Origin of the sequence: Brevundimonas sp. NPDC007368 (genome assembly GCF_042869015.1) — a bacterium.
Taxonomy (GTDB): Bacteria; Pseudomonadota; Alphaproteobacteria; order Caulobacterales; family Caulobacteraceae; genus Brevundimonas.
Genome location: NZ_JBIAFA010000001.1, coordinates 469,367 through 494,396 on the forward strand (window position 1 = coordinate 469,367; position 25,030 = coordinate 494,396).

27 protein-coding genes are annotated in these 25,030 nt (G+C 69.1%); 17 read left to right on the top strand and 10 right to left on the bottom strand.

Features of this window, described 5'->3' with window-relative positions:
• The first annotated feature begins 44 nt into the window (after positions 1-44).
• The 4 genes from ACFYLW_RS02320 to ACFYLW_RS02335 all read left to right on the top strand — a co-directional run bounded on the left by ACFYLW_RS02320 (position 45) and on the right by ACFYLW_RS02335 (position 1,572).
• Positions 45-311: a head-tail connector protein gene (locus ACFYLW_RS02320; protein WP_390182682.1), complete on the top strand. Its 267-nt coding sequence runs from the start codon at positions 45-47 to the stop codon at positions 309-311.
• Positions 308-610: a head-tail adaptor protein gene (locus ACFYLW_RS02325; protein WP_313103869.1), complete on the top strand. Its 303-nt coding sequence runs from the start codon at positions 308-310 to the stop codon at positions 608-610. The genes ACFYLW_RS02320 and ACFYLW_RS02325 overlap by 4 nt, the downstream gene beginning before the upstream one ends.
• Positions 607-1,014 carry a DUF3168 domain-containing protein gene (locus ACFYLW_RS02330; RefSeq protein ID WP_390182684.1) on the top strand — a complete coding sequence of 136 codons (408 nt, stop codon included), beginning with the start codon at positions 607-609 and terminating at the stop codon, positions 1,012-1,014. The genes ACFYLW_RS02325 and ACFYLW_RS02330 overlap by 4 nt, the downstream gene beginning before the upstream one ends.
• 147 nt (positions 1,015-1,161) lie before the next feature.
• A complete protein-coding gene (locus ACFYLW_RS02335) occupies positions 1,162-1,572 on the top strand; it encodes a phage major tail protein, TP901-1 family (RefSeq protein ID WP_390182685.1) in 411 nt (136 codons plus the stop codon).
• On the opposite strand, the gene ACFYLW_RS02340 is transcribed toward ACFYLW_RS02335, so the two are convergent.
• Positions 1,573-2,055, bottom strand: a complete 483-nt coding sequence (locus ACFYLW_RS02340) for a DUF805 domain-containing protein (RefSeq protein WP_313103111.1) — start codon at positions 2,053-2,055, stop codon at positions 1,573-1,575.
• Between the two features lie 45 nt (positions 2,056-2,100).
• On the opposite strand from ACFYLW_RS02340, the gene ACFYLW_RS02345 reads away from it, so the two are divergent.
• The 3 genes from ACFYLW_RS02345 (at position 2,101) to ACFYLW_RS02355 (ending at position 3,269) form a co-directional block, all read left to right on the top strand.
• Positions 2,101-2,403: a GTA-gp10 family protein gene (locus ACFYLW_RS02345; RefSeq protein ID WP_390182686.1), complete on the top strand. Its 303-nt coding sequence runs from the start codon at positions 2,101-2,103 to the stop codon at positions 2,401-2,403.
• On the top strand, positions 2,400-2,570 hold the full coding sequence (locus tag ACFYLW_RS02350; protein ID WP_390182687.1) for a phage tail assembly chaperone: 171 nt from the start codon (positions 2,400-2,402) through the stop codon (positions 2,568-2,570). Before ACFYLW_RS02345 ends, ACFYLW_RS02350 begins: the two co-directional genes overlap by 4 nt.
• Before the next feature lie 168 nt (positions 2,571-2,738).
• Positions 2,739-3,269, top strand: coding sequence for a phage tail tape measure protein (locus ACFYLW_RS02355; RefSeq protein ID WP_390182688.1), 531 nt, complete (start codon positions 2,739-2,741; stop codon positions 3,267-3,269).
• A 133-nt stretch (positions 3,270-3,402) separates the two neighbouring features.
• Here the strand turns inward: ACFYLW_RS02355 and ACFYLW_RS02360 are convergent, their stop codons facing one another.
• Together ACFYLW_RS02360 and ACFYLW_RS02365 are read right to left on the bottom strand one after the other, a co-directional pair.
• Entirely contained in the window at positions 3,403-4,104 is a 702-nt protein-coding gene (locus ACFYLW_RS02360) for a DUF805 domain-containing protein (RefSeq protein ID WP_292084141.1), read from the bottom strand.
• Positions 4,105-4,229: 125 nt separating this feature from the next.
• Positions 4,230-4,862: a DUF805 domain-containing protein gene (locus tag ACFYLW_RS02365; RefSeq protein WP_390182689.1), complete on the bottom strand. Its 633-nt coding sequence runs from the start codon at positions 4,860-4,862 to the stop codon at positions 4,230-4,232.
• Positions 4,863-4,947: 85 nt separating this feature from the next.
• On the opposite strand from ACFYLW_RS02365, the gene ACFYLW_RS02370 reads away from it, so the two are divergent.
• The 8 genes from ACFYLW_RS02370 to ACFYLW_RS02405 all read left to right on the top strand — a co-directional run bounded on the left by ACFYLW_RS02370 (position 4,948) and on the right by ACFYLW_RS02405 (position 15,033).
• Positions 4,948-5,559 carry a DUF2460 domain-containing protein gene (locus ACFYLW_RS02370; protein ID WP_292084137.1) on the top strand — a complete coding sequence of 204 codons (612 nt, stop codon included), beginning with the start codon at positions 4,948-4,950 and terminating at the stop codon, positions 5,557-5,559.
• A gap of 2 nt (positions 5,560-5,561) precedes the next feature.
• Positions 5,562-6,215 carry a DUF2163 domain-containing protein gene (locus ACFYLW_RS02375; protein ID WP_390182690.1) on the top strand — a complete coding sequence of 218 codons (654 nt, stop codon included), beginning with the start codon at positions 5,562-5,564 and terminating at the stop codon, positions 6,213-6,215.
• Positions 6,212-6,655 carry an NlpC/P60 family protein gene (locus tag ACFYLW_RS02380; protein ID WP_390182692.1) on the top strand — a complete coding sequence of 148 codons (444 nt, stop codon included), beginning with the start codon at positions 6,212-6,214 and terminating at the stop codon, positions 6,653-6,655. The genes ACFYLW_RS02375 and ACFYLW_RS02380 overlap by 4 nt, the downstream gene beginning before the upstream one ends.
• Positions 6,656-10,396 (top strand): glycoside hydrolase TIM-barrel-like domain-containing protein, encoded by a 3,741-nt coding sequence (locus ACFYLW_RS02385; RefSeq protein ID WP_390182693.1) that lies wholly within the window; start codon positions 6,656-6,658, stop codon positions 10,394-10,396.
• Positions 10,397-10,645: 249 nt separating this feature from the next.
• On the top strand, positions 10,646-11,566 hold the full coding sequence (locus ACFYLW_RS02390) for a DnaJ C-terminal domain-containing protein (protein ID WP_390182694.1): 921 nt from the start codon (positions 10,646-10,648) through the stop codon (positions 11,564-11,566).
• A 37-nt stretch (positions 11,567-11,603) separates the two neighbouring features.
• On the top strand, positions 11,604-12,764 hold the full coding sequence (locus ACFYLW_RS02395; RefSeq protein ID WP_390182695.1) for a phosphoserine transaminase: 1,161 nt from the start codon (positions 11,604-11,606) through the stop codon (positions 12,762-12,764).
• Between the two features lie 78 nt (positions 12,765-12,842).
• Positions 12,843-14,138: an adenylosuccinate synthase gene (locus tag ACFYLW_RS02400; RefSeq protein WP_313103141.1), complete on the top strand. Its 1,296-nt coding sequence runs from the start codon at positions 12,843-12,845 to the stop codon at positions 14,136-14,138.
• An 88-nt stretch (positions 14,139-14,226) separates the two neighbouring features.
• A complete protein-coding gene (locus ACFYLW_RS02405) occupies positions 14,227-15,033 on the top strand; it encodes a two-component system response regulator (RefSeq protein ID WP_292084128.1) in 807 nt (268 codons plus the stop codon).
• A gap of 147 nt (positions 15,034-15,180) precedes the next feature.
• Here the strand turns inward: ACFYLW_RS02405 and rpoH are convergent, their stop codons facing one another.
• Complete coding sequence (gene rpoH / locus ACFYLW_RS02410) at positions 15,181-16,065, bottom strand: RNA polymerase sigma factor RpoH (RefSeq protein ID WP_292084127.1); 885 nt, start codon at positions 16,063-16,065, stop codon at positions 15,181-15,183.
• 294 nt (positions 16,066-16,359) lie between these two features.
• Between rpoH and ACFYLW_RS02415 the strand changes: the two genes are divergently transcribed.
• Positions 16,360-17,940: a DUF5605 domain-containing protein gene (locus ACFYLW_RS02415; protein WP_390182696.1), complete on the top strand. Its 1,581-nt coding sequence runs from the start codon at positions 16,360-16,362 to the stop codon at positions 17,938-17,940.
• Here the strand turns inward: ACFYLW_RS02415 and ACFYLW_RS02420 are convergent.
• Positions 17,937-18,938 carry an RluA family pseudouridine synthase gene (locus ACFYLW_RS02420; protein WP_390182697.1) on the bottom strand — a complete coding sequence of 334 codons (1,002 nt, stop codon included), beginning with the start codon at positions 18,936-18,938 and terminating at the stop codon, positions 17,937-17,939. The genes ACFYLW_RS02415 and ACFYLW_RS02420 overlap by 4 nt on opposite strands.
• Before the next feature lie 75 nt (positions 18,939-19,013).
• On the opposite strand from ACFYLW_RS02420, the gene ACFYLW_RS02425 reads away from it, so the two are divergent.
• Positions 19,014-19,652 carry a DUF2799 domain-containing protein gene (locus tag ACFYLW_RS02425; RefSeq protein WP_390182698.1) on the top strand — a complete coding sequence of 213 codons (639 nt, stop codon included), beginning with the start codon at positions 19,014-19,016 and terminating at the stop codon, positions 19,650-19,652.
• 201 nt (positions 19,653-19,853) lie between these two features.
• Here ACFYLW_RS02425 and fba read toward each other — a convergent pair whose 3' ends face one another.
• From fba to ACFYLW_RS02450, 5 genes are all read right to left on the bottom strand, one after another.
• The gene (gene fba / locus ACFYLW_RS02430; protein ID WP_390182699.1) at positions 19,854-20,918 is read right to left on the bottom strand and encodes a class II fructose-bisphosphate aldolase; all 1,065 of its coding nucleotides are present in this window, start codon (positions 20,916-20,918) and stop codon (positions 19,854-19,856) included.
• Positions 20,919-21,080: 162 nt separating this feature from the next.
• Positions 21,081-22,274, bottom strand: a complete 1,194-nt coding sequence (locus tag ACFYLW_RS02435) for a phosphoglycerate kinase (protein WP_390182700.1) — start codon at positions 22,272-22,274, stop codon at positions 21,081-21,083.
• Complete coding sequence (locus ACFYLW_RS02440; protein ID WP_313472203.1) at positions 22,271-22,552, bottom strand: hypothetical protein; 282 nt, start codon at positions 22,550-22,552, stop codon at positions 22,271-22,273. Before ACFYLW_RS02440 ends, ACFYLW_RS02435 begins: the two co-directional genes overlap by 4 nt.
• A gap of 23 nt (positions 22,553-22,575) precedes the next feature.
• Positions 22,576-23,583: a type I glyceraldehyde-3-phosphate dehydrogenase gene (gene gap, locus ACFYLW_RS02445; RefSeq protein WP_390182701.1), complete on the bottom strand. Its 1,008-nt coding sequence runs from the start codon at positions 23,581-23,583 to the stop codon at positions 22,576-22,578.
• 115 nt (positions 23,584-23,698) lie between these two features.
• Positions 23,699-24,988 carry a S41 family peptidase gene (locus tag ACFYLW_RS02450; RefSeq protein WP_390182702.1) on the bottom strand — a complete coding sequence of 430 codons (1,290 nt, stop codon included), beginning with the start codon at positions 24,986-24,988 and terminating at the stop codon, positions 23,699-23,701.
• Between the last annotated feature and the right edge of the window lie 42 nt (positions 24,989-25,030).

The window sequence follows — 25,030 nt, forward strand, 5'->3', positions numbered from 1 at the left end:
TCTCCCACAAGGGGAGAAGGAAGAGGGAAATAGGAGATTTTAGTATGAGCGCACCCGTGACCCTCACGGAGGCGAAGCTTTTCCTGCGCGTCGATCATGAGGCGGAGGACGGGCTGATCCAGACCCTGATCGACGCCGCCAGAGCGCGGGTGGAGGGGGAGGTGGGGCTGAGCCTGACCTCGACCTCGGCGGCGCCGTTGCGGCTGGCGGTGATGATGCTGGTGCTGCGGGCCTATGAGCGCGGCGAGAGCGAGATGTCGGCGGCGCCGGTCGAGGGGTGGATCGCGCCCTATCGCGTGGTGCGGCTGTGAAGGTGATCGCGAGCCTGGTGCGGGCGGTGGAGGCGGAGACGCCCTATGGCGGGCGCGTCGTCAGCTATGAGCCCGTGGGGTCGCTGTGGCTGAGCCTCGGCGCACGGCGTCGGCGCGAGCGGACGGAGGGCGGGGTGACGCGGGGCGTGGAGACGCTGAGCGCGACCGTGCGGGCCGATCCGAGGCTGGCCGAGGGGCTGATGGTGCGCTTCGGTGGGGCGGACTGGGGTGTCGTCGGGATTGAGGCTGATCCGAAGGCGGCGGGGCGGGTGCGGCTGAACCTGGAGCGGGCGCGATGAGGGATCATGAGGGGGCGCTGGTGAAGGCGCTGATCGAATGGCTGAAGGGAGACGCGGCGTTGCAGGCGTTGCTGGGAGATCCGGTGAGGGTCTGGGACCAGCCGCCGGAGGAGCCCGCATTTCCGCACCTGCTGATCGGCAAGGGCGAGAGCCGAGGGGTGAACGCCGACGGGGGCGGGGTCGAGCATCGGCTGACCCTGACCTGCGCCAGTCGGTTTGCGGGGATGGAGGAGGCGCGGGCGGTGGCGGCGGCGGTGCGGGCGCGGGTCGCTGATGCGCCGGTCGAGGCCGACGGGGTGAAGGCGGTCAGCCTGGGCGTGACCTTCACCGACGTGTTTCGCAGCACGGACCTGAAACGGGCCTGGGCGGTGATGCGGCTGCGGGCCGTGACGGAAGAGGTTTGAGAACTGATCCTCCCCTGCGCAGCGGGGGAGGGGGACCATGCGCAGCATGGTGGAGGGGGCGGAAGCGGGCAGTGCGTGGGGCTTGCCCCCTCCACCGCTTCGCGGTCCCCCTCCCCCGTCGCTGCGCGACAAGGGAGGATTGAAGGCATGACGGCGCAACGCGGCAAGGACATCTTGCTGAAGATCGAGGGCGCGGGCGGCGTCTTCACCACGGTGGCGGGCCTGAGGGCGCGGACGATTTCACTGAACGCCAGGACGGTGGACGCCACCGACGGCGACAGCGCCGGGCGGTGGCGCGAGCTGCTGGCCGGGGCAGGGGTCAAGTCGGCGGCGGTGTCGGGGCAGGGGATTTTCCGCGACGCGGCGTCCGACGCCCTGATCCGCGAGGCCTTCTTCGAGCAGGCGGCCAGGACCTGGCGGCTGATCGTGCCGGACTTCGGCGTGCTGGAGGGACCGTTCATCGTGGCGGCGCTGGAGTACGCCGGCGAGCACGAAGGGGAGGCGAGCTTTGCGTTGAACCTGGCCAGCGCGGGTGAAGTGACGTTCAGCGCCCTGTGATCAGGGCGCGAGGTAGCCGGTGAGAACGGAGGTGTCGGGCGTCTGGGCGCTGCCGCCGCGACCGTGGCGGTTGGGGCTAATATCTCCGGGCCTGGTCCCGGCCCAGATCAGGAAACCGATCTGAGCAAGGAGCGCCAGCGCGCCGAGTATGGTCACTGCGGGCTCTGGATCCCATTTGAAGATGAAGGTGGCCGCGAAGACGGCGAAGAAAACGAGCATCCAGCCGCCGACCCAGCCCAGATAGAGGGGCGTCACGTCCAGGCCGAAGTCGTGAAGGCGACGCGTCACGATGACGAAGCTGGACCAGGCGGCAAGTAGGCTGATGACGCCCAGCAAGACCTGCCCAAAGAAGGGGGCTGTGAGGCTGCCGGCGGCTTCGAGCAGGAGCCTGACGACCAACAGCGTCGGTAGAGCCAGCCAGTATCCCCTGCGGCTGAGACGCCCGAAGGGACTGAAGGCGAAGGCGAGAAGGTTGGGCTTCATGGCTGAGCAGCCTAGCGGCTTCATTTAAGAGAACAAGGGTGTGCGATGGGGCGACGTGGAGCGAACGGCGTGCGGGGCGAGGCGGTCGCGGTGCTGGCGGGGGCGGAGCGGAGGCTGTGTCTGACGCTGGGGGCGCTGGCGGAGATCGAGACGGGGCTGGGCGTCGCCGGGATGGCGGCGCTGGCCGAGCGGATGCGGTCGCTGTCGGCGCGGGATCTGATGGTGGTTCTGGCGGCCCTGCTGCGCGGCGGCGGCGAGGGCGCGCTGGCGGACGGGCTGGCGAGGGCGCCGGTCGATCCGCGCGAGGCGGCGGAGGCGGTGTCGAAGGCGTTTGCGGCGGCCGCATGACTGCGTGGGGCGAGATGATGCAGGCGGCGGCGCGGATGGGCGTGGGGCCTGAGGGGTTCTGGCGGCTGTCGCTGAAGGAGTGGCGGATGCTGACGGCGGGGCCGGTTCAGGCGGCGCCGCTGGGGCGAAGCGAACTGGAGCGGATGGCGGCGGCGTGGCCGGATTGAGCGCGAGGCTTCTCCCTCCCCTTCATGGGGAGGGTGGTCGCGCTAGCGACCGGGTGGGGAGGGCGGCGCGACAAGGGCGCTGCGTCTGATTGCGAAGCCGCCCCCACCCAGCCTCGCCTGCGGCTCAGCCACCCTCCCCATGAAGGGGAGGGAGAAAGGAAAGTTGAGATGACGGACAGTTTCAGGCCGGACGGGATCGACGCCGTGCCGGTGAAAGCGGCGGAGGCGGCGGCGGCGCTGGAGGCGCTGCGGGAACCGGCGGAGCGGGCGGCGGCCTCGATCGAGGAGGCGTTCGGACGGGCGGGCGAGAGCCTGACGCGGTCGCTGACACGGGCGGCGGCGGACGGGGAGGTCACCCTGGCCGAGCTGGCGCGGGCGGTGCTGAACGCGGTCAATGCGGCGGCGGGTTCGGGCCGGGGCGGGGGTCTGTCGGACGCGATCTCGGCGGTGATGAGCGGGTTCGGAGGGGCGCGGGCCGAGGGCGGGCCGGTGCTGGGCGGCGGCGCCTATCTGGTCGGCGAGCGGGGACCGGAGGTGTTCCGGCCGGCCGGGGCGGGGAGCATCGAACCGATGAGCGGCGGAGCGGGTGTGACGGTCAATGTCAGCGTGGACGGCGGGGCGCAGGGCCTGCTGCGGTCCGAGGCGCAGATCGTACGGATGCTGGCGCGGGCGACGGCGTTGGGCGCGCGAAGGATGTAGCCGCGGTCAGGCAGCGAAGGCGCCGCGCGTCGCGCGATAGCGAGAGAAGAATGAGCCTCAAGCAGCCAGCCGCCGCGCGGCGCGCGGTAGCTTGAACGAAAAAGGGCGCTCCGAAGAGCGCCCTTCAGGTCGATTACTCGCCCTTGGGATTGGGGCCGAACTTGTTGTCGCCACGCTGGCTGTCGGTGATGCCGATCCAGAGCAGGAAGGCCAGGCCGACCAGACCCATGATGGCGAAGCCGCCAAACATGGAGCCGAACATGGACATGAGGACGGCCGGATCTTCGTTTTCGAGGGCCTGGGGATTGGTGAAGATGGCCAGGCCGACGGCGCTGATGATCATGATGAAGCCGATGATCATGGCGACATAGGGAATGACGACGAACCAGCCGGACTTGCCCATGTCGTGCAGGCGCTTCACCGAGATGGCCAGGTTGGGCCAGATCAGGACCAGGCCGATCAGGCCGCCGATGATCGGCAGCCAGCCGGTGACGATGCTGACGCCGAACAGGATCAGCCAGCTGATCCAGAAGTGCTGGCGGCGCAGGCGTCCGTTGAACGAGAACATGGCGCTGGCGAAGTCGTAACCGCCGCCGGTGTCGCGGGCGACGTAGGCCGAACTGGCGGCCTGGCCGAAGGCGGCGGCGGGGTCGCCGGCCAGGACCATGATCTGGGTCGCTTCCAGGCCTTCCGGCACGAAATCGACGCGGGCGCCGGCGCGGATGACGCCGCCGGCCTGGATGGCCGAACGGGCGAAGCCGTAACGGATGCTGTCGTCGCCGCTGATCAGGCCCGTGCCCGATACATCGTCGTAGCTGAGAATTTCACCGCGCACGCGCAAGTCTCCTGAGTTCTGAACGGCCCCCGGCCGCATGAGTCAGAACATGACCGAGCGACGGTTTTCAGACAACCCGAAGCGTGACCTTAAGTCAGGTTTTTAAGAACGAGTCTCAGTTTGGGTCAGAATCGTTTCGGCGTGAGGCCGTAGCGATTGGGGTGGGGCTGGGAGGGAATGCAGGCCACGACCAGCATGAAGAGGCCGCCGACATAGGGGACGAAGCTGATCAGATAGAGCCAGCCCGACAGGCCGACGTCGTGCAGACGCCGCGAAGCCAGGGCGATGCCGGGAAACATCAGGAACAGTCCCCACAGGGCGGGCGCCAGCATGGCCAGAACGGTGACGGCGGAAAGTGAATCGCTGTCGTCGTTCAGGCCCACGAGGAAGAAGAAGGGCAGGAAGGCCGCCATCATCGTCAGCCAGGCGAAGAGGACAAAGGACCAGTATTCCAGCCGTCGCGCGCGGCCGTCGCCGTCGACGAACTTCTGGCGGATGCAACGGACAAAATAGGCCCACATCCCGAGCGCGGGCTCGGCCGGACCGAAGGCCGTCGGCGACAGCCCTCCGGCCTGGATGAGCAGGGGGATGATCTGGCTGGCGCGATCCTCCAACGGCACGAAATCGACGCGCAGGCCCGGAGCGGGCTCCTGGGCGCAGCCGACGTCGATCCGTGAGAAGCGATAGCGCATCAGATCGTCGCCGCTGATCAGGCCTTCGCCGCTGACCGCGTCGTAGCTGAGAATTTCACCGCGCATGAAGGTCCCCCGACCGCGGTCGAAGGGACCGCCCCCGGGTCACTGGACGGGGCGTCGCGGAAAAGCAAGATAACAGGAGTCTTTGATGGCCTTTCATGAGGTGCGTCTGCCCGCGCGGCTGGCATTCGGGTCGACCGGCGGAGTGGAGCGAAGGACGGAGATTACGACGCTGGGCTCCGGATTCGAGCGGCGCTCGACGCCGTGGGCCGAGGGGCGCAGGCGCTATCTGATCGGGGCGGGGCTGAAATCGCTGGACGACATGGCCGCGCTGACGGCGTTTTTCGAGGCGCGACGTGGGCGGCTGTACGGCTTCCGGTTCCGCGACTTCGCTGACTTCAAGAGTTGTGCGCCCGGCGAGGCCGTGGCGGCGATGGACCAGAGGATCGGGACCGGGGACGGGGTGCGACGGATGTTCCGCCTGGGCAAGACCTATGGCGACCATGTGCGGCGGATTGCGAAGCCGGTTGAAGGTTCGGCGCGCGTGGCGGTGAACGGCGTCGAGACGACGGCCTTCGCGCTGGATCACCTGACAGGGGAGATGACCCTGGCCACGCCGCCGATGTCGGGCGCCGTGGTGACGGCGGGCTTCGTCTTCGACACGCCGGTGCGTTTCGACGCCGACCGGATCGAGGTGACGCTGGAGAGCTTCGGGGCCGGACGGATGGTCGCCATGCCGCTGATCGAGGTGCGGGTCTAGCCATGCGCGATCTACCGGAGGAGATGGCCGCCCGCATCGAGAGCGGGGCGGCGATGCTGTGCCATGCCTGGGTGCTGCGGCGGACGGACGGGGAGACCCTGGGGTTCACCGACCATGATCGCGACCTGGAGTTGGAGGGCGTGGTCTGCCGGGCGGGCAGCGGCTGGACGGCGGGGGCGGGCGAGGGCGCGGTCGGCCTGGCGGCGGGCGGGCTGTCGGCGTCCGGCGGGCTGGATGACGCCGCGATCACCGAAGACGACATTTCGACGGGCCTCTATGATCAGGCTCGGGTCGAGTTGTGGCGCGTGGACTGGATGAAGCCCGCGCTGAGGGTGAGGCTTTGGGCCGGAACCCTGGCGCGGATCCGGCGCGCGAACGGGGCCTTTGTCGCCGATCTGGACGGGCCGATGGCGGCGCTGGAGCGGGTCGTCGGGCGGACATATGGCCGAACCTGCGACGCGGTTCTGGGCGAGGCGCGGTGCGGGTTGAGCGTCGAGGCGATCGCCGGGCGTCGATGCGACAAGCGCTGGAGCAGCTGCACCGGACGGTTCGGCAACGGCGTCAACTTCCAGGGCTTTCCCGACATCCCGGGCGATGACTTCATCGCCGCGCGACCGGCGGACGGCGGCCGCCACGACGGCGGGAGCCGCCGATGAGGGGACAGGTGATCGCCGCCGCGCGCGACTGGCTGGGGACTCCCTATCGGCATCAGGCCAGCGTGAGGGGCGAGGGCGCGGACTGTCTGGGCCTGGTGCGCGGGGTGTGGCGTGAGGTGATGGGCGAGGAGCCGGAGAGCCCGCCGCCGTATCGTCCCGACTGGGCCGAGGTGGGCGGCGAGGAGACGCTGCTGCACGCGGCGCGGCGCTGGCTGATCGAGATTGCGCCGGAGGCGGCGCGAGCCGGCGACGTGTTGCTGTTCCGCATGAGCGCTGGGTGTCCGGCCAAGCACTGCGCAATCCTGTCGGCCGATGACGGGCCGGAATGGAAGATGATCCACGCCTACTGGGGGCGGTCGGTGGTCGAGAACTGGATGGGGCCGTGGTGGCGGCGAAGACTGGTCGCGGCCTTCCGCTGGCCGACGATCAAGGAGGCTTGAATGGCGCAGGTGGTTCTGGCGGCGGCGGGCGGGTCCATCGGCGGGCCGATCGGCGCCTTTGTCGGCGCGACCATCGGACGGGCCGTCGACAATCGGCTGGTCGCCGGTCTGTCGCCGACGCGGCAGAAGGGGCCGAGACTGGAGGCGCTGACCCTGCAGTCTTCGGCGGACGGCGCGCCGATGGCTTGCGTATTCGGACGCGCGCGCGTGGCGGGGCAGGTGATCTGGGCCGCGCGGTTTCTGGAGAGCAAGACCAGGCGTTCGGGCGGCAAGGGCGGGCAGAAGACGGTCGAGTATGACTACTCGCTGAGCTTCGCCGTGGCCCTGGGCGAGGGGCCGATCGACGGGGTGGGGCGGGTCTGGGCCGACGGCCAGCCGCTGGATCTGACCGGGGTGACGATGCGGGTGCATCGCGGGACGCAGGATCAGACGCCGGACCCGCTGATCGAGGCGGTCGAAGGGACGGCGCCCGCGTTTCGCGGCACGGCCTATGTGGTGTTCGAGGATCTGCCGCTGGGTCCGTTCGGCAACCGGGCGCCGCAGCTGGCCTTCGAGGTGTTCCGCCGGGCGCCGGGCGAGGGGCGGCTGGAGGATCTGCTGGAAGGCGTCTGCCTGATCCCCGGCGCCGGGGAGTTCTGTCTGGCGAGCGAGGCGGTGATGCGCCGCGAGGGGCTGACGAAGACCGCGCCCGAGAACGTGCATCACGCCGAGGGACGGGCGGACCTGCTGGTGTCGCTGGATCAGTTGATGATCCAGGCCCCGAAGCTGAAGCGGGTCAGCCTGATCGTCGGCTGGTTCGGCGACGACGTGCGCGCGGGCGAATGCCGCATCCGGCCGGGGGTGGAGAACCGCTCCAAGGCGACCGAGCCGCTGACCTGGAAGGTGGCGGGTCTGGAACGGGGCGAGGCGCACCTGATCTCAGAGGTCGAGGACGCCGAGGGCGGCGTGGGGCCGGCCTATGGCGGGACGCCGTCGGACGAGACCGTGCGGCAGGCGATCCGGGCCTTGAAGGCGCGGGGGCTGGAGGTGACGCTCTATCCCTTCGTCTTCATGGACTGCGTCGGCTATCCGTGGCGGGGGCGGATCAAGGGGAGCGACGGGGCGAGCGCGGAAGCCGAGGTGGCGGCGATGTTCGGCGAGGCCGAGGGCTGGGGCCTGAGGCGGCTGGCGCTGCACTATGCCGGCATCGTGGCTGAGGAAGGCGCGGATGGTCTGCTGATCGGCTCGGAGATGCGGGGGCTGACCTGGACGCGCGACGCCGAGGGCGGCTTTCCGGCGGTGGCGCAGTTGCGGACGCTGGCGGCGGAGTGCCGGGCGGTGGTCGGGGCGGGGGTGAAGCTGTCCTACGCCGCCGACTGGTCGGAGTATTTCGGGCGGCAGGCGGACGGCGAGGTTCGGTTCCATCTGGACCCGCTGTGGGCCGACGCCAACATCGATTACGTCGGGATCGACTGGTATCCGCCGCTGGGCGACTGGCGGGCGGGCGACTGGCGGGCGGGCGACTGGCGCGACGGGGGCGGCGGTCTGGACGCCCAGGCCGGGTTCCGGGCACCGTCCTCGGCCGTCTATCTGGCCGAGCAGGTGGCGGGCGGCGAGGGCTACGACTGGTATTACGCCTCGGACGCCGACCGGGCGGCGCAGGCGCGGACGCCCATCCTTGATACGGCCCACGGCGAAGACTGGGTGTTCCGGCCCAAGGACCTGAAGGGGTGGTGGTCGAACCTGCACCATGAGCGCGTGGAGGGCGTGCGCAGCGCGACTCCGACGGAATGGATTCCGAAGATGAAGCCGATCCGGCTGACGGAGTTCGGCTGTGCGGCGGTGGATAGGGGCGGCAATGCGCCCAACCTGTTCCAGGACCCCAAGAGCACGGAGAACGCCCTGCCGCCCTTTTCGACGGGCGCGCGGGACGACCGGATGCAGCGGCGGGCGCTGGAGGCGGTGCTGAAGCACTATGCCGACCCGCAGAACAATCCGGTCTCGTCGGTCTATGGCGGGGCGATGCTGGACGGGGCCGACGCCTGGTGCTGGGACGCACGGCCTTATCCTGCATTTCCGGCGCTGAGGGAGGTCTGGGCAGACCCCGGGGCCTGGCGCGCCGGACACTGGCTGAACGGGCGGATGAGCGGGGAGGCGGTCGATCTGATCGCGGCCGTGCTGAGGCGCGGGGGGCTGGAAGAGGATGAGTTCGCCGTCGGGGCCCTGGAAGGCGAGGCGGCGGGCTATGTGATCGACCGGCCGATGCGGACGCGCGATGCGTTGGAGCCGCTGCTGGCCACCTTCGGCGCGACGGCGGCGGAGCGTGACGGGCGGGTGGCGGTGTCGGGGGACGAGGCGGCGGTCCTGACCCTGACGCCGACGGCCCTGGCCCTGCCGGAAGAGGGTGGAGGCCTGGGGGCGGAGCGGTCGCTGGAACAGAGGCCGAGCGCGGCGCGGGTGCGCTTCATCGACGAGACGGCGGACTATCAGACCGGATCGGTCACGGCGCGGGCCGAACAGGGCGGCGACGGCGGCGGGGTGGACGCCGACCTGCCGGTGGTGTGCGACGCCGCACTGGCGACGAGCGCGGCGCGGCGGGCCTTGGCGACGGGCGGGCAGGGCGAGCGGTTGACCGTGCGTCTTGGGCCGTTGCAGGCGCTGAAGCTCGAGCCGGGCGACGTCGTCGAGGTCGAAGGCCGAGCGGGCGAATGGCGCGCGGTAAGGCTGGACTGGGACGAGCAGCCGACGGCGACGCTGGAGCCGGTCGTGCGAATCGCGTCCGCCGAGGCCACGCCCGACTGGCGGCCGGGCGAGCCGCCGATCGTGGTCGGGGCGCCCTTCCTGCGGTTACTGGACCTGCCGCCCATTCCGGTGTTTGGGCCGGGCGCGGAGGACGACGGCCGGCCTGTTGCCGTGATCGCCGCCGAGCCGTGGCGGCCGATGACGCTGCACGGCGGGCAGGACGCCGCGACGCTGACGCCGCGCGCGAGCGTGACGCAGCCGGCGACGGTCGGGATGTTGATGACGCCGCTGACGCGGGGCGTGCTCGGGCGTTGGGACGAGACCAATGCGATCACGGTGCGGATCGAGGGGACGGCGCCGCAGAGCCTGCCTGCCGCAGCCGTGCTGGGGGGAAGCAACGCCGTGGCGGTCGAGACGGCGGCGGGCTGGGAGGTGGTGCAGTATCGGCGCGCGGATCTGGTCGGCGGAGAGATCTGGCGGCTCAGCGGCCTGCTGCGCGGGCAGCAGGGGAGCGAAGCGGCGACGGCGGCCGGGGCGTCAATCGGCGCTTTGATGGTGATGCTGGATCGGACCCTGCCGCGCGTGGACATGAGCGCCGACGAACGCGGCCTGCCGCGTCTGTGGCGTGCGGGGCCGACGGGGGCGCCGCCGGGCGGGGCGGGGTTCGCCGAGGCCGCCTTCACATGGGAGGCGCGGTCGGCGCGGCCCTGGCGGCCGGCGCATCTGCGCGCGGTGGTCGAGGGCGGCGGGCGACGGCTGTCGTGGACGCCGCGCGTGCGGATCGGGGGCGATCGCTGGGACCTGGAGCCCCTTGAGGTCGATCCACGTCGATTCCGGGTGCGGGTGCTGGACGACGGCGAGGAGAAGCGCGTCTGGGAGGTCGAGGGCCTGGAGACGGTCTATGCGGCGGGGCCGATGGCGGCGGACTTCCCCGGCGGGCCGGGCGCGGGCGCGCGGGCGGCGGTGGCGCAGTGGGGCGAGGGCTATGGCTGGGGAGCGGAGGCGGCGGTGGGGCTGTGACGACACTAGCCGTCATCCCGGCCGTAGGCTCGCTTGCGAGCCGGAGAGCCGGGACCCAGGCGGGGGCGGCTTGACGGGGCGTCGATAGGCGTGAGGCCGCCGCCTGGGTCCCGGATCGGCCTGACGGCCGTCCGGGATGACGGAAGTCTAAAGGCGACTGCCCTAGGGTTTGTGCTGTCGCCCCTTCCAGCGGGGGGGCGCATGGCTTAACTGACGCTCTGGCTTTTCTGATCTCGGAGCAAACTCGACGTGGCTGGCGATCCCTACAAGGAACTGGGCGTTTCCAAGGGCGCGAGCGCGGACGAGATCAAGAAGGCGTTCCGCAAGCTGGCCAAGGAACTGCACCCGGACAAGAATCCGGGCGACAAGGCCGCCGAGGAGCGGTTCAAGCGCATCACCGCCGCCTTCGACCTGCTGGGCGACGCCGAGAAGCGCGCCAAGTACGACAGAGGCGAGATCGACGCGGACGGGCGCGAGCAGTTTCGCGGCTTCGGCGGCGGCCAACCGGGCGGTGGCGGACGCCAGGGTGGTTTTGGCGGCTTTGGCGGCTCGGGCGGACGCGGCGGGTTCGAGGACATCGACCTGGAGGAGCTGTTCGGCGCCTTCGGCGGGGGCGGACGGGCCAAGAGCGGCTTCGGCGGCGGGTTCGGCGGCAAGGGCCAGGACGTGCGCGCAACGCTGGAGGTCAGTCTGGAGGACGCCATCGCCGGAACGACGCGCCGTATCCAGTTCTCGGACGGGCGGATGCTGGACGTGGCCATTCCCAAGGGGGCGTCCGAGGGCCAGGTGATCCGGCTGAAGGGGCAGGGCGCGCCGGGACGCGGCGGTCAGGCGGGCGACGCCCTGATCGAGCTGAAGATCGCGCCGCATCCGGTGTTCAAGCGCGAGGGGGCGGACCTGACCATGGACCTGCCGGTGTCGGTTCCCGACGCGGTGCTGGGCGGCAAGATTCAGGTGCCGACGCCCGAGGGCGCGGTGATGATGACCATTCCCAAGGGCTCGAACAGCGGCAAGGTGCTGCGGCTGAAGGGGCGGGGCGCCTATGCCGGCGGCAAGCGCGGCGACCTGCTGGCCAAGCTGGCGGTGACCCTGCCGGAGACGCCGGACGACGAGCTGATCCGGTTCGCGACCGAGTGGCGCGACAAGCGCCCCTACAAGCCCGGACGCTGAGCCGACCTACTATCCTTCTCCCCGAGGAACGACGCCTATGACTGCCAAGCCTGACGCCAAGCCGGCTCGCCCGTGGTTTTCCGCCGGTCCGACGGCCAAGCGTCCGGGGTGGTCGCTGGCGGGGCTGCCCACCAATCTGTTGGGACGCGGCATCCGCGCGCCGGAGGTGGTGGAGCGGTTCGCCTATGGCTTGCGGCTGACGCGCGAGGTGTTGAGCCCGCCCGAGGATTACGTGCTGCTCTACACGCCGGGGTCGGACACGGGCGCGGTCGAGGCGGCGCTGTGGGGGATGCTGGGCGAGCGGCCGGTGCAGGTCGTGGCCTATGAGAATTTCGGCCAGGTCTGGGCGACCGACGTGCGCGACCACCTGAAGCTGGAGCCCGAGGTGCTGACGGCGCCCTGGGGCCAGCTGCCGGACATGACCCAGGTCGATCCGAAGAAGGACGTGGTCTTCCCGTGGAACGGCACGACCTCGGGCGTGCGGGTCGACAACGCCGACTGGATTTCCGACGACCGCGAGGGGCTGACCATCTGCGACGCGACCTCGGCGGCCTTTGCGATGGACCTGCCGTGGGACAAGCTGGACGTGACCACCTTCAGCTTCCAGAAGGCGCTGGGCGGCGAGGCGGGCATCGGCGTCATGGTGTTGTCGCCGCGCGCCGTGGCGCGGCTGGACACCTATCGGCCCGAGCGATCGATCCCCAAGGTGCTGCGTCTGACGGACAAGAAGGGTTTCGACCGGACGCTGGCCGAGGGGGTGGTGATCAACACCTTCTCGATCCTGACCATCGAGGACTGGATCGACGCCCTGGAGTGGGCCAAGGGCGCGGGCGGCTTGCCGGAGTTGATCCGGCGCACGGACCGGAACTATGCGGCGCTGGCCGAATGGGTGGAGCGGACCGATTGGATCGCCTTCCTGCCCGACCGGCCGGAAATCCGCTCGACCACCTCGGTCTGCCTGAAGTTCACCGACCCGCGCATCGCGGCGATGGACGAGGCGAGGCAGAAGGCGTTCGTGAAGCGCTTCAAGGCCTTGCTGGAAGATGAGGGGGCGGTGTTCGACATGGAACCGCACCGCTACGCCCCGCCGGGCCTGCGTCTGTGGTGCGGGTGCACGGTCGAGACGGCGGACGTGGTCGATGCAACGCCGTGGCTGGAATGGGCGTTCCAGACGGCGGTCAGCGAGCTTGCTGGATAATTCTGCGCGTTCGGGGCGACTCCGGACGATTCAGGGGTTATAGGCTCCCACCGCATTCTGGATTGCGGAGAAACGGTCTTGGCTAACGTCGCAGTGGTCGGCGCCCAATGGGGCGACGAGGGCAAGGGCAAGATTGTGGACTGGCTGTCCAATCGCGCCGACATGGTCGTGCGGTTCCAGGGCGGCCATAACGCCGGACATACGCTGGTCGTCGACGGCAAGGTCTACAAGCTGGCGTTGCTGCCTTCGGGCGTGGTGCAGGGCAAGCCTTCGATCATCGGCAACGGCGTCGTCGTGGACCCCTGGCACCTGGTCGGCGAGATCGAGAAGATCCAGGCCCAGGGCGTGGCCATCACCCCCGACATTCTGACCATCGCCGACAACGCCTGCCTGATCCTGCCGATCCACCCGGCCCTGGACGTGGCGCGCGAGGCCGCCGCCAGCGCGCCGGGCGCCAAGATCGGCACGACTGGGCGCGGCATCGGTCCGGCCTATGAGGACAAGGTGGGGCGGCGCGCCATCCGCGTCTGCGATCTGGCCAATGAAGACGACCTGAAGATCAAGATCGACCGTCTGCGCTCGCACCATGATCCGCTGCGCGCGGGCCTGGGGCTGGAGCCGATCGATCCGGCGGCCCTGCTGGCGCAACTGCTGGAGATCGCGCCGAAGATCCTGCCCTATGTGAAGCCGGCCTGGCGCGTGCTGGATCAGGCCCAGAAGGACGGCAAGCGCGTGCTGTTCGAGGGGGCGCAGGGCGCCTTCCTGGACGTGGATCACGGCACCTATCCCTATGTGACCAGCTCCAACACGGTAGCCGGACAGGCGGCGGCGGGATCGGGCATCGGTCCGCGCGGCGTCGGCTATGTGCTGGGCATCGTCAAGGCCTATACGACTCGGGTCGGCGAGGGCCCCTTCGCCTGTGAGCTGAACGACGAGGTTGGCGAGCATCTGGCGGTCGTGGGCCGCGAGGTCGGCGTCAATACGGGCCGGGCGCGTCGCTGCGGCTGGTTCGACGCGGTGCTGGTGCGCCAGTCGGTGGCCATCAACGGCATCGACGGCATCGCCCTGACCAAGCTGGACGTGCTGGACGGTCTGAAGACGCTGAAGATCTGCGTCGGCTATCGCATAAACGGCGAGGTGCTGGACTATCTGCCGTCGAGCCTGAAGGATCAGGCCTCGGCCGAGCCGGTGTTCGAGGAGTTGGAAGGCTGGACCGAGAGCACGGGCGGGGTGCGGACCTTCAAGGACCTGAACGCCCACGCGCTGAAATATGTGCGCCGGATCGAGGAGCTGATCGGCGCGCCGGTGGCCCTGCTGTCGACCAGCCCCGAGCGGGACGACACCATCCTGATGCGCGATCCGTTCCAGGGCTGAGGCCGAGGTCAGGGGGCTGCGTCCCGAAAAGGGAAACGGCCCCTTAACCCCCTGAGTTTACTTTCTTGGCTCCAGATGGAGCCGAGCCGTGTTCGCTTTAGACGCCAAGACGATGCAGAGGATCGCCCCGGTCGTGCGCCGGGTGCTCATCGTCGATCCCAATCCCGCCGCCGCGCGGCTGCTGTCCGACCTGCTGAAGGGCTTCGGCTCGCGCGATGTCGCGGTTGAGAGCGATGAGGCGCGGGTGATCGATCTGGCGCGCGAGATGGAGCCGGGCCTGATCCTGACGGAACGGGCGGGGCCGCGTCTGGACGGCGAGGCCCTGGCGCGACGCATCCGGCGCTCCAGCCTGTCGTGCCGGCGCGTGCCGATCATCATGGTTACGGCCGAGGCGACCGCCAGCAGCATCAAGGGTGCGCGCGACGCCGGGGTGCACGAGTTCCTGAGGAAGCCCTTTACCAGCGGCGACCTCTTCCGCCGGGTCGAGAACCTGGCCACCAAGCCGCGCGACTGGGTCGAGGCGGTGGGCTACATCGGGCCGGACCGTCGTCGGTTCAACTCGGACGACTACGCCGGACCGGGCAAGCGCAAGGCGGACAAGCCGGCGTCGGCGGCGGAAGCCGTGGTGGCGGTCAAGGACCAGGCGATGCGGATCCTGAACTCGGCCATGGCGCAGTTCGACAGCGACCCCATGCAGGCCGTGCGCGCGATCAAGCAGCAGGCCGAAACGTTGAAGGCTCTGGCCATCAAGACCGGCGACGCCTCGTTGGCCATTGCTGCGGCGGGGCTCGAGACGACGCTGGCGGGCGGTGCGCTGACCAAGGCGACGCTGGGCGGGCCGGTCGGCGCGGTTCTGGCCCTGGCCTCGCCCGAGAGCCTGTCCCGGGCGGGCTGAGACGTTTCGTTTTGAAGCGCCGTCATCCTCGGGCTTGACCCGAGGATCGGGCTGTCGGCTCCGCGCGATGGTTTGAGGTAGCGCTGACACCCCTCATCCGGCCCTGACGGGCCACCTTCTCCCTCAAGGGGAGAAGGGGTTTTGATGTCAAGCGTCGACCAGGTTCCGCTCTTCGGCGGCGGCGCGCATGGCCTTCTGCAGCTTCTCGAAGGCGCGGACCTCGATCTGACGCACGCGTTCGCGCGACACGCCGTACTGGCTGGCGAGTTCTTCCAAGGTGACCGGATCGTCCTTGAGGCGGCGTTCGGTCAGGATGTGTTTCTCGCGGTCGGTCAGTTCCTCCATGGCCTCTTGCAGGAGGCTCATGCGGATCGACTTTTCTTCGCTCTCGGCCAGCTGGGTTTCCTGGCTGACGGCGTCGTCGTCGGCCAGCCAGTCCTGCCACTCGCTTTCGCCGTCGGCGCGCAGCGGCGCGTTCAGCGAGGCGTCGCCGCCGAGGCGACGGTTCATGTTGGTGACCTCTTCCTCGGTCACGCCCAGCTTGGTGGCGATGGCGGCCAGGTGCTCGGGATGCAGGTCGCCTTCCTCGAAGGCCGAGATCTGGCTCTTGGCCTTGCGAAGGTTGAAGAAGAGCTTCTTCTGCGCGGCGGTGGTGCCCATCTTCACGAGCGACCAGCTGCGCAGGATGTATTCCTGAATGGACGCGCGGATCCACCACATGGCGTAGGTGGCCAGGCGGAAGCCCTTATCGGGATCGAATTTCTTGACGGCCTGCATCAGGCCGACATTGCCCTCTGAGATCACTTCGCCGATCGGCAGGCCGTAGCCGCGATACCCCATGGCGATCTTGGCCACGAGACGAAGGTGAGAGGTGACGAGGCGGTGAGCCGCTTCGGGGTCCTGATGCTCGCTCCAGCGTTTGGCGAGCATGAACTCCTCGTCCTTGGTGAGCATCGGAAACTTACGGATTTCCGTGAGATAGCGCGACAGTCCCTGTTCAGGCGACATTACCGCGAGCGTCGAGTTAGCCATGAGACGTGGTCCCTCCGACCAAAAGCAAGAGCAGGCGTCGCGGCCATGACCACATGCGTGCGCCATCGCCTCACCCCTCAACCGATCCAGATGGGTATGGGTTGCCGCCTTGTGTAGGGGCGGATCGTCACACGAAGGCGTGACTGTGGCTCCCAAGCCACCGTTTCGGCGAGCTCTATATAGAACACTTGCTGTTGCTGATCAAGCGTTAGGGCGCGGCAGGCTGACGCGCTTGCCAGCGTGGGGCCGCCTTTCGTATGACACCGGTGGACAATTGCTTCTGGGGAGGGGTGAATGACGCAGGACATGACGCGCAGGGGCGCGATCATCAGCGCGGCGGCTCTGGGACTGGCGGGCGCGGCGAAGGCCGAGGCCTCGTCAGCCCGGGTGGAACGCTGGGGCCTGTTCGAGGTCGCCCTGCAAGCGACGGCGACGGGCAATCCCTTCGGCGTCGAGGTGGTCGGGGTCTTCACCGACGGGCGGACGACGGTGCGCGCGCCGGGCTTCTATGACGGCGAGGGCGTGTGGCGCATCCGCTTTTCACCGCCCGAGACCGGCGTGTGGCGCTGGACCAGCGAGAGCGCGCTGGCGGCTCTGAATGGAAAGCAGGGGCGGTTCGAGGTCGTGGCCCCCGGCGCCGGCAACCACGGCCCGGTCGGGGTGGTCGACACCTATCACTTCGCCCATGCGGACGGCACGCCCTACCGCCAGATCGGCACCACGGCCTATGGCTGGACCCATCAGCCGCAGGCGAAACGAGCGCAGACGCTGGAGACGCTGAAAGCGGCGCCCTTCAACAAGATGCGGATGCTGGTCTTTCCCAACGCCTCGGTGAAGACCAACGAGGCCCTGTTCCCGTTCGAGAAGACCGGGCCGGGTGATCGGGACTGGGATCTGACGCGGTTCAACCCGGCCTACTTCCAGCGGCTGGAGGCCTGCGTCGCCGCACTGGGCGCGCTGGGCGTTCAGGCGGACGTCATCCTCTTCCATCCCTATGACGGTCGGTACGGCTTCGATGAAATGCCGGCCGAGGCGGATGACCGGTATCTCCGCTATGTCGTGGCGCGGTTGGCGGCCTATCGGAATGTCTGGTGGTCGATGGCCAATGAGTTCGACATCCTGAAGACCAAGACGGATGCGGCCTGGGACCGTCTGTTCCAGGTGGTGCAGGCCAGCGATCCCTATGGCCGGCTGCGGTCGATCCACAACTGGCGCCGCCTGTACGACAACGGCAAGCCCTGGGTGACCCATTCCAGCATCCAGAACGGGTCGGCCGTGCTGGACGACGCGCGGGCCGAGACCTATCGCAGCGTCTGGCGGAAGGCGGTGATCTTCGACGAGGTCTGTTACGAGGGCTCGCTGAGCGAGCGCTGGGGCAACCTGACCGGACCGCAGATGGTGCGGGCCTTCTGGCACGGCCTGATCGCCGGCACCTATGTCGGCCATTCGGAGTGCTTCCCCGTCGATGGCGGCGAGTTCTGGCTAGGCGAGGGCGGCGAACTGCGCGGCGAGAGCGCGCCGCGGCTGGCCTTCCTGAAGACGATCATGGAGGCGGGGCCGCGTCCTGGGATCGAGCCGATCGACAAGTGGTGGGAGCAGCACCTCGGCGGCGTGCCGGGGCAATACTACCTGCGATACTTCGGCGACGACGCCCCGACCGAATGGGCGGTGGACGTGCCGCGCGACGAGATCACCGGCGGGGAGCGCTTCCGGGCCGACGTCATCGACACCTGGAACATGACGGTCGAGGCCGTGCCCGGCGTGTTCACCCTGGCGCAGAAGGACACGAAGTACTTCTTCCACGATCCGGCGCGGCCGACGCTGGCCCTGCCGGGGCGCAAGTGGATGGCGGTGCGGCTGACGCGGGTGGCCTAGAGCTCGGCGAGAAGGGCTTCCAGCCGGCGCATGTCCTCGGGCGGGGCGGTTTCGAAGCGCAGGGCCCGGCCGGTCACCGGGTGGACGAAGCCGAGGACGGCGGCGTGCAGGGCCTGACGCGTCAGGCCGACCTCGGTGACGGCGGCGCGGACGGGGGCGGCGGGGCTGCCCGAACCATAGACGGGGTCGCCGAGCAGGGGCGCGCCTTTCGACGCCATATGGACGCGGATCTGGTGGGTGCGGCCGGTGTGCAGGGTGCAGGCCACGCGGGCGGCCATGGGCGCGCCAGACGCCTTGGCGGGTTGGCCGAAGGTCTGCTGCACCACATAGTCAGTGACGGCCTCGCGTGCGCCGCCCTTGAGCACGGCCATCTTCTTGCGGTCATGGGGGGAGCGGCCGATCAGGGTCTGGATGCGGCCCTTTTCCGGCGAGGGGGCGCCGCGCGTGAGGGCGATATAGGTGCGCTCAATGTCGTGGGCGGCGAACAGGGCGGACAGGCCCTGGTGGGCGCGGTCGGTCTTGGCGGCGACCATGACGCCGGAGGTGTCCTTGTCCAGGCGGTGGACGATGCCGGGACGGGCCACGCCGCCGATGCCGGACAGGCCAGCGCCGCAATGGGCCAGCAGGGCGTTGACCAGGGTGCCGGTCTCGCAGCCGGGCGCCGGGTGGGCGGCCATGCCGGGCGCCTTGTCGATGACGATCAGGTCGGCGTCCTCGAAAAGGACGGTCAGGGGGATGGCCTCGGGCAGGGGCGTGGCCGGGGCGACGGGCGGCAGGATGACGGCGTAGAGGCCCGCTTGCGCCTTGGCCGAGCCGCTGGTGATCGGCTGGCCGTCGCGGGTGACGGCGCCCTCGGCCAGCAGGGCTTGCAGCCGGGCGCGCGACAGGGTGGGGAAGGCGGAGGCCAGGGCCTTGTCCAGACGGACGCCGGGGGCGTCGATCCGCGCCTCGAGCATTTCCGCGTCGTCGTCTTCCGTCAGCAAAGGTTCATCGGCCATAGGGCGAGATAGCATGGCTTGCGGGGCGGGTCGTCATGTCGTCCTTTGCCGCAGTTCAGCTTTGGGGAGAGGGACATGAGGTTTGTGATCGCCGCCGCCGTCGCCGCAACGGGCGTCGCGCTTCTGGCCGGCTGCACCACCATGACCAAGGAACAGTGCCTCGCCGGGGCATGGGGCGAGAAGGGCTATCAGGATGGGCTGTCGGGCTATCAGCCCAGCCGGCTGGACGATCATGCCCAGGCCTGCGCCAAGTATGGGGCGGCGCCCAACCCCAGCGCCTATCTGTCGGCGCGCGAGGACGGGCTGCGGACCTACTGCACCTGGGAGAGCGGCTTCCGTCAGGGGCGGCAGGGGAACAGCTACGGCGGGGTCTGTTCGCCGGCCGAGGAGCGCGACTTCCTGCCCGCCTATGAGGACGGGCGGCGGATCTATGTGGTGGAGCAGGCGGTGTCCTCGGCGCAAAGCGCGCTGAACTCGGCCATCAGCCGCATCGAGAGCCGCGAGGACAAGCTGGAGGCCAAGCAGCGCGAACTGCGTCAGGACGGCCTGACGGACGAGGATCGTGACCGCATCCGCGACCGTATCCGCGAGGTGCGCGGCGAACTTCAGGAAGCGCGCCGCGATGCGCGCCGTGCGGAGGAAGAGCTGCGCTATGCCGAGATCGAGGCGCGGCTGGTGATCGGGGTGATCGGCGGGCGTTACGGCGTCTGGTGACGAACTGAGAGCAGGCTGATCCTCCCCCATGCAGCGTAGCGGAATGGGGGAGGGGGACCATGCGCAGCATGGTGGAGGGGGCGAGATCTGGCCTCGCCGTCTTCCATTGAAACGCTGCGGTTGTGGCCGCCCCCTCCACCACTACGTGGTCCCCCTCCCCCGCAAGCGGGGGAGGATCAAGAGCGGGCGGCAATCAGCCGATCAGCCGATGCGCGGGTCCAGTTCGCCGGCGGCGTAGCGCTTGGCCATCTGGGCGGTCGACAGGGGCTTGATCTTGGACGCCTGGCCTTCGCAGCCGAACTGCTGGTAGCGCTCGATGCACAGCTTCTTCATGGCTTCCTTGGCGGGCTTCAGGTAGGCGCGCGGGTCGAACTCGCTGGGCTTCTCGGCCAGGATCTTGCGGATGGCGCCGGTGATGGCCATGCGGTTGTCGGTGTCGATGTTGATCTTGCGCACGCCGTGCTTGATGCCGCGCTGGATTTCCTCGACCGGCACGCCCCAGGTCTGGGGCATCTGGCCGCCGTAGGCGTTGATGATGTCCTGCAGGTCCTGCGGCACCGAGGACGAGCCGTGCATCACCAGGTGGGTGTTGGGCAGGCGGCGGTGGATTTCCTCGATCACGTTCATGGCCAGGACGTCGCCGTCCGGCTGGCGCGTGAACTTGTAGGCGCCGTGCGAGGTGCCCATGGCGATCGCCAGGGCGTCGACCTTGGTGGCCTTGACGAAGTCGACGGCTTGATCCGGGTCGGTCAGCAGTTGCGAGTGGTCCAGCTTGCCCTCGAAGCCGTGGCCGTCTTCGGCCTCGCCCATGCCGGTCTCCAGCGAGCCGAGCACGCCCAGTTCACCCTCGACCGAGACGCCGCACGAGTGGGCCATCTCGGTGACGCGACGGGTGACGTCGACGTTGTATTCGTAGGAGGCGGGGGTCTTGGCGTCTTCTTCCAGCGAGCCGTCCATCATCACCGAGGTGAAGCCGTACTGGATGGCGGTGGCGCAGGTGGCCGGGCCGTTGCCGTGGTCCTGGTGCATGCAGACCGGGATGTGCGGATAGAGCTCGGCCAGGCCGTCGATCAGCTTGGCCAGGATGATGTCGTTGGCGTAGGAGCGGGCGCCGCGCGAGGCCTGGATGATGACCGGGGCGTTGACCTCATGGGCCGCCTCCATGATCGCCAGACCCTGCTCCATGTTGTTGATGTTGTAGGCCGGCAGGCCGTAGTCGTGCTCCGCCGCGTGGTCGAGCAGTTGTCGCAGCGTGATGCGCGCCATGGGTATTCTCCTGAGCCGGTATTGTTTTGCCGAGGCTTTAGCCCGAAGGGGCGGGGAAGTCACGCCGGGTCACCAGACCAACCCGGCGTTCGCTGAAGCGGAAGGTAAGGAAAACCCCGCCTCTGCAAGGAGGCGGGGGCCAGAAGTCTGACAAAGGTCAGGTCAGGCGCGCAGGGCCTCGACGCCCGGAAGCACCTTGCCCTCCATCCATTCCAGGAAGGCGCCGCCGGCGGTGGAGACGAAGGTCATGTCGTCGGCCGTGCCGGCATGGTTCAGGGCCGCGACGGTGTCGCCGCCCCCGGCCACGGCGACCAGCTTGCCGGCATGGGCCAGTTCGGCGGCGTGTTTTGCGGCGGCCACGGTGGCCTTGTCGAAGGGCGGGACCTCGAACACGCCCAGCGGGCCGTTCCAGATCAGGGTCTTGGACAGGTCCATGGCTCGGGCCAGACGGGCGACGGTCTCAGGCCCGGCGTCCAGGATCAGGTCGTCGGCGGCGATGCGGTCCAGGGCGCGCACGCCCGACTCGATGCCCGGCTTCACGCCCTTGGCGACCACGACATCGACCGGCAGCAGGAGTTCGCAGCCCTTCTGACGGGCTTCCTCGATGATCTCGAGCGCGGTCTCGGCCAGGTCCTTCTCGCACAGCGAACCGCCGACATCGACGCCTTGCGCGTGCAGGAAGGTGTTGGCCATGCCGCCGCCGATGGCCAGGTAGTCCAGCTTGGCCACCAGGTTCTTCAGCAGGTCCAGCTTGGTCGAGACCTTGGCGCCGCCGACGATGCCGATGACCGGCTTATGCGGGCTGCCGAGAGCGGCGTCGAGCGCTGAGAGTTCGCGAGCCATGGCGCAACCGGCGTAGGCGGGCAGCAGGCGGGCCAGACCCTCGGTCGAGGCGTGGGCGCGGTGCGCGGCCGAGAAGGCGTCGTTGACGTAGAGGTCGCCCAGTTCCGCCAGCTGGGCGGCGAAGGCCGGGTCGTTCTTTTCCTCGCCCTTGTGGAAGCGGACGTTCTCCAGCAGCAGCACGCCGCCGGCGTCGAGGTCGGCCACGGCGGCCCTGGCTTCATCGCCCACGCAGTCGTCGGCGAAGCGCACGGGGCCATGCAGCAACAGCTCCAGCGGTTCGACCACGGGGCGCAGGCTCATCGCGGCCACGCGCTCGCCCTTGGGGCGGTCGAAGTGGGCCAGCAGCACCACCTTGGCGCCGGCTTCACGCAGGCGGTGGATGGTCGGCAGGGCGGCCTTCAGACGGGTGTCGTCGGTGACCTTGCCGCCCTCCATCGGCACGTTGAAGTCCACGCGGACCAGAGCGGTCTGGCCGGACAGGTCAGCGGCGTCGTCGAGAGTGCGGAAGGTCATGAGTTTTCCTGCGGCTCGTGCCGCTGATAGATTGTGTGCGTTAGGTTTTTTGGCGCGACTTTTCCGGCGCTAACGAAGAAACGCTCGTCCAGCATTTCGTCATGGAAACTGGCGAGGATTTCAGTCGTCGCGATCTGGATCAGTTCACGTTCTTCATCGGTCGGCTCAGTTTCAAAAACAGCCTGACACGTAATTGTTCCTGCCGACAAATCGACAGAAAACGATCTGAGATTGGGCGTTACTGCGCCAAGCAAGGCGTTTTGGGCGGACAGCCTCAACAGGATGTCCGCCCTATTCGTCATCAGAGGAACTTGGCCATCACCAGGGCGCTGTCGGCCATGCGGGTCGCGAAGCCCCACTCGTTGTCGTACCAGCTCAGGACGCGGGCCAGCTTGCCGTCGACGACTTGCGTCTGCGGCAGGGCGGCGGTCGACGAGGCGGCGATGTGGTTCAGGTCCGACGAGACCAGCGGGTCGGTCGTGGTGAACAGGACGCCGTTCATCGGGCCGTCGGCGGCGGCTTGCAGGGCGGCGTTGATTTCCTCGACGGTCACGTCGCGGGCGGCGACGACCTTCAGGTCCACGACCGAGACGTTCGGGGTCGGGACGCGGATCGACGAGCCGTCCAGCTTGCCCTTCAGTTCCGGCAGGACCAGGCCCAGGGCCTTGGCGGCGCCGGTCGAGGTCGGGATCATGCTGAGGGCGGCGGCGCGGCCGCGGTACAGGTCCTTGTGCATCGTATCCAGCGTCGGCTGGTCGCCGGTGTAGGCGTGGATGGTGGTCATGTAGCCGCGCTCGATGCCGAACAGGTCGTTCAGCACCTTGGCCACCGGGGCCAAGGCGTTGGTGGTGCACGAGCCGTTCGACACGACGATGTCGTCGGCGGTCAGGGTCTCATGGTTGACTTTGAAGACGATGGTCTTGTCGGCGTTGTCGGCGGGGGCCGAGACCAGGACGCGCTTGGCGCCGGCCTTCAGGTGGGCCGAGGCCTTGTCCTTGGAGGTGAAGATGCCGGTGCACTCGAAGGCGATGTCCACCTTCAGCTCGGCGTGCGGCAGGTTGGCCGGGTCGCGCTCGGCGGTGACCTTGATCTTGCCGGTGCCGACGTCGATCCAGTCCTCGCCCGAGGTCACGGTGCCGGGGAAGCGGCCGTGCACCGAGTCATAGCGCAGCAGGTGAGCATTGGTCTCGACCGGACCCAGGTCGTTGATCGCCACGACCTCGATGTCCTTGCGGCCATGCTCGACGATCGAGCGAAGCACGAGGCGGCCGATGCGGCCGAAGCCGTTGATGGCGACGCGAACGGTCATGGGGAGGTCTCCTGAGCAAGGACGGTTTTTAGTTGGATGCCTTCTCGGACTATCGGCGTCACGATTCAACCCCGCGCCCGTAACAAGGTGTGATCGGGTGTAACCGAACCCAAACCTAGGCGGAGCGGCGCAGCAGACGGGTGACGCCGGTCTGGCTGTCGAGAACCTCCAGCGCGGTGACGCGGCCGGTCTCGTCGCGCACGAAGCGGATGCGGCGATAGGGTTCGTCCACGTCGAAGAAGAGGTCGCGCGAAAGCGCGCGCAGCCGCCAGGCCGGGCGGCGCTCGTTCTTCCAGGTCAGGCCGTCGGCGCTGGCCTGAACCACGGAGCCGCCATAGGCGCCGAGGTAGGCGGCGGGGTCGAACCCGGCGGGCTTGGCGTCCAGGGCTTCTCGCACCCATACAGCCTCTGTCGCGGCGGCGGGCGCGGCGCCGGACTGACCGGCCAGCGCGGTCTTCCAGGCCGCATCCAACGCCTCCTCGGCAGGCACGGCCACGTCGGGGCGGACGCCGACCTTCTCCCAGTTGCCGCCGGTCAGGGGATTGGTCGGCGAGCCGGTCGAGATGAAGATGCGATAGCCCGAGGGCGTGAAGACGGGACCGCCGGGATTGGCCGCGCCGCCCGAGGTCTCGCCGACGATGACGGCGCGTTTGGCCGCCTGCATCGTATAGGCGAAGGCTTCGGCCGCCGAGCCGGTGCGACCGCTGATCAGGACATAGACCGGCACGTCCACGCGCGGCGTGGCATAGGGCTGGGCCGGGGCCTCGCGGCTTTCGCCTTCGCGGGAATGGAAGCGGTTATAGACGTCGGCGTCCGGCCCGACGAAGGCGCTGACCAGATAGCCGACCATGGCGGGCGAGCCGCCGCCGTTGTTGCGCAGATCGATGATGACGGCGTCGGCGCTGGAAACCAGCTGCAGCGCGGCGTCGACCTGTTTGCGGGCGGGATCGTCGGGCCCCTCGAAATTCCCGAAGAAGCGCATCTCGATCAGGCCGACATTGCCCGGCAGGACCTGAACCGAGCGGAAGCCCTGGCCCTGACGGGCGGCGACCACGGGGAAGGGCACGGGGACGAGACCCGACGAAGCCGTCGTCGATCGGGCGGGAACAGGGCCCGACGGCGCCGGTTTGCCGACGCTGAAATGCTGGTCGTAGGGTTCCAGCCGCGCGGTCAGGGCTGTTTCCAGATCGCGGGGATCGGTCAGGCTGTCGTACCGGCCCTGGGCGGCTTCAGCTTCCAGCGCCGCGGCGATGACCTCGGCCTTGGCGGGATCGAAATAGGCGTCGCGGATGGCGGCGGCGATCTCGCCGACGACGACGCGGGGCGCGGCGGGGGCCTCGCTCTGTCGCGCCAGGGCGGGCGAGGCGGCGAGGAGCAGGGCGACGAGGAGCGCGGGCGTTTTCATGCCCCTCAGCTTATGCCGCCGCCCCGTCTTGGCGAGTGAACT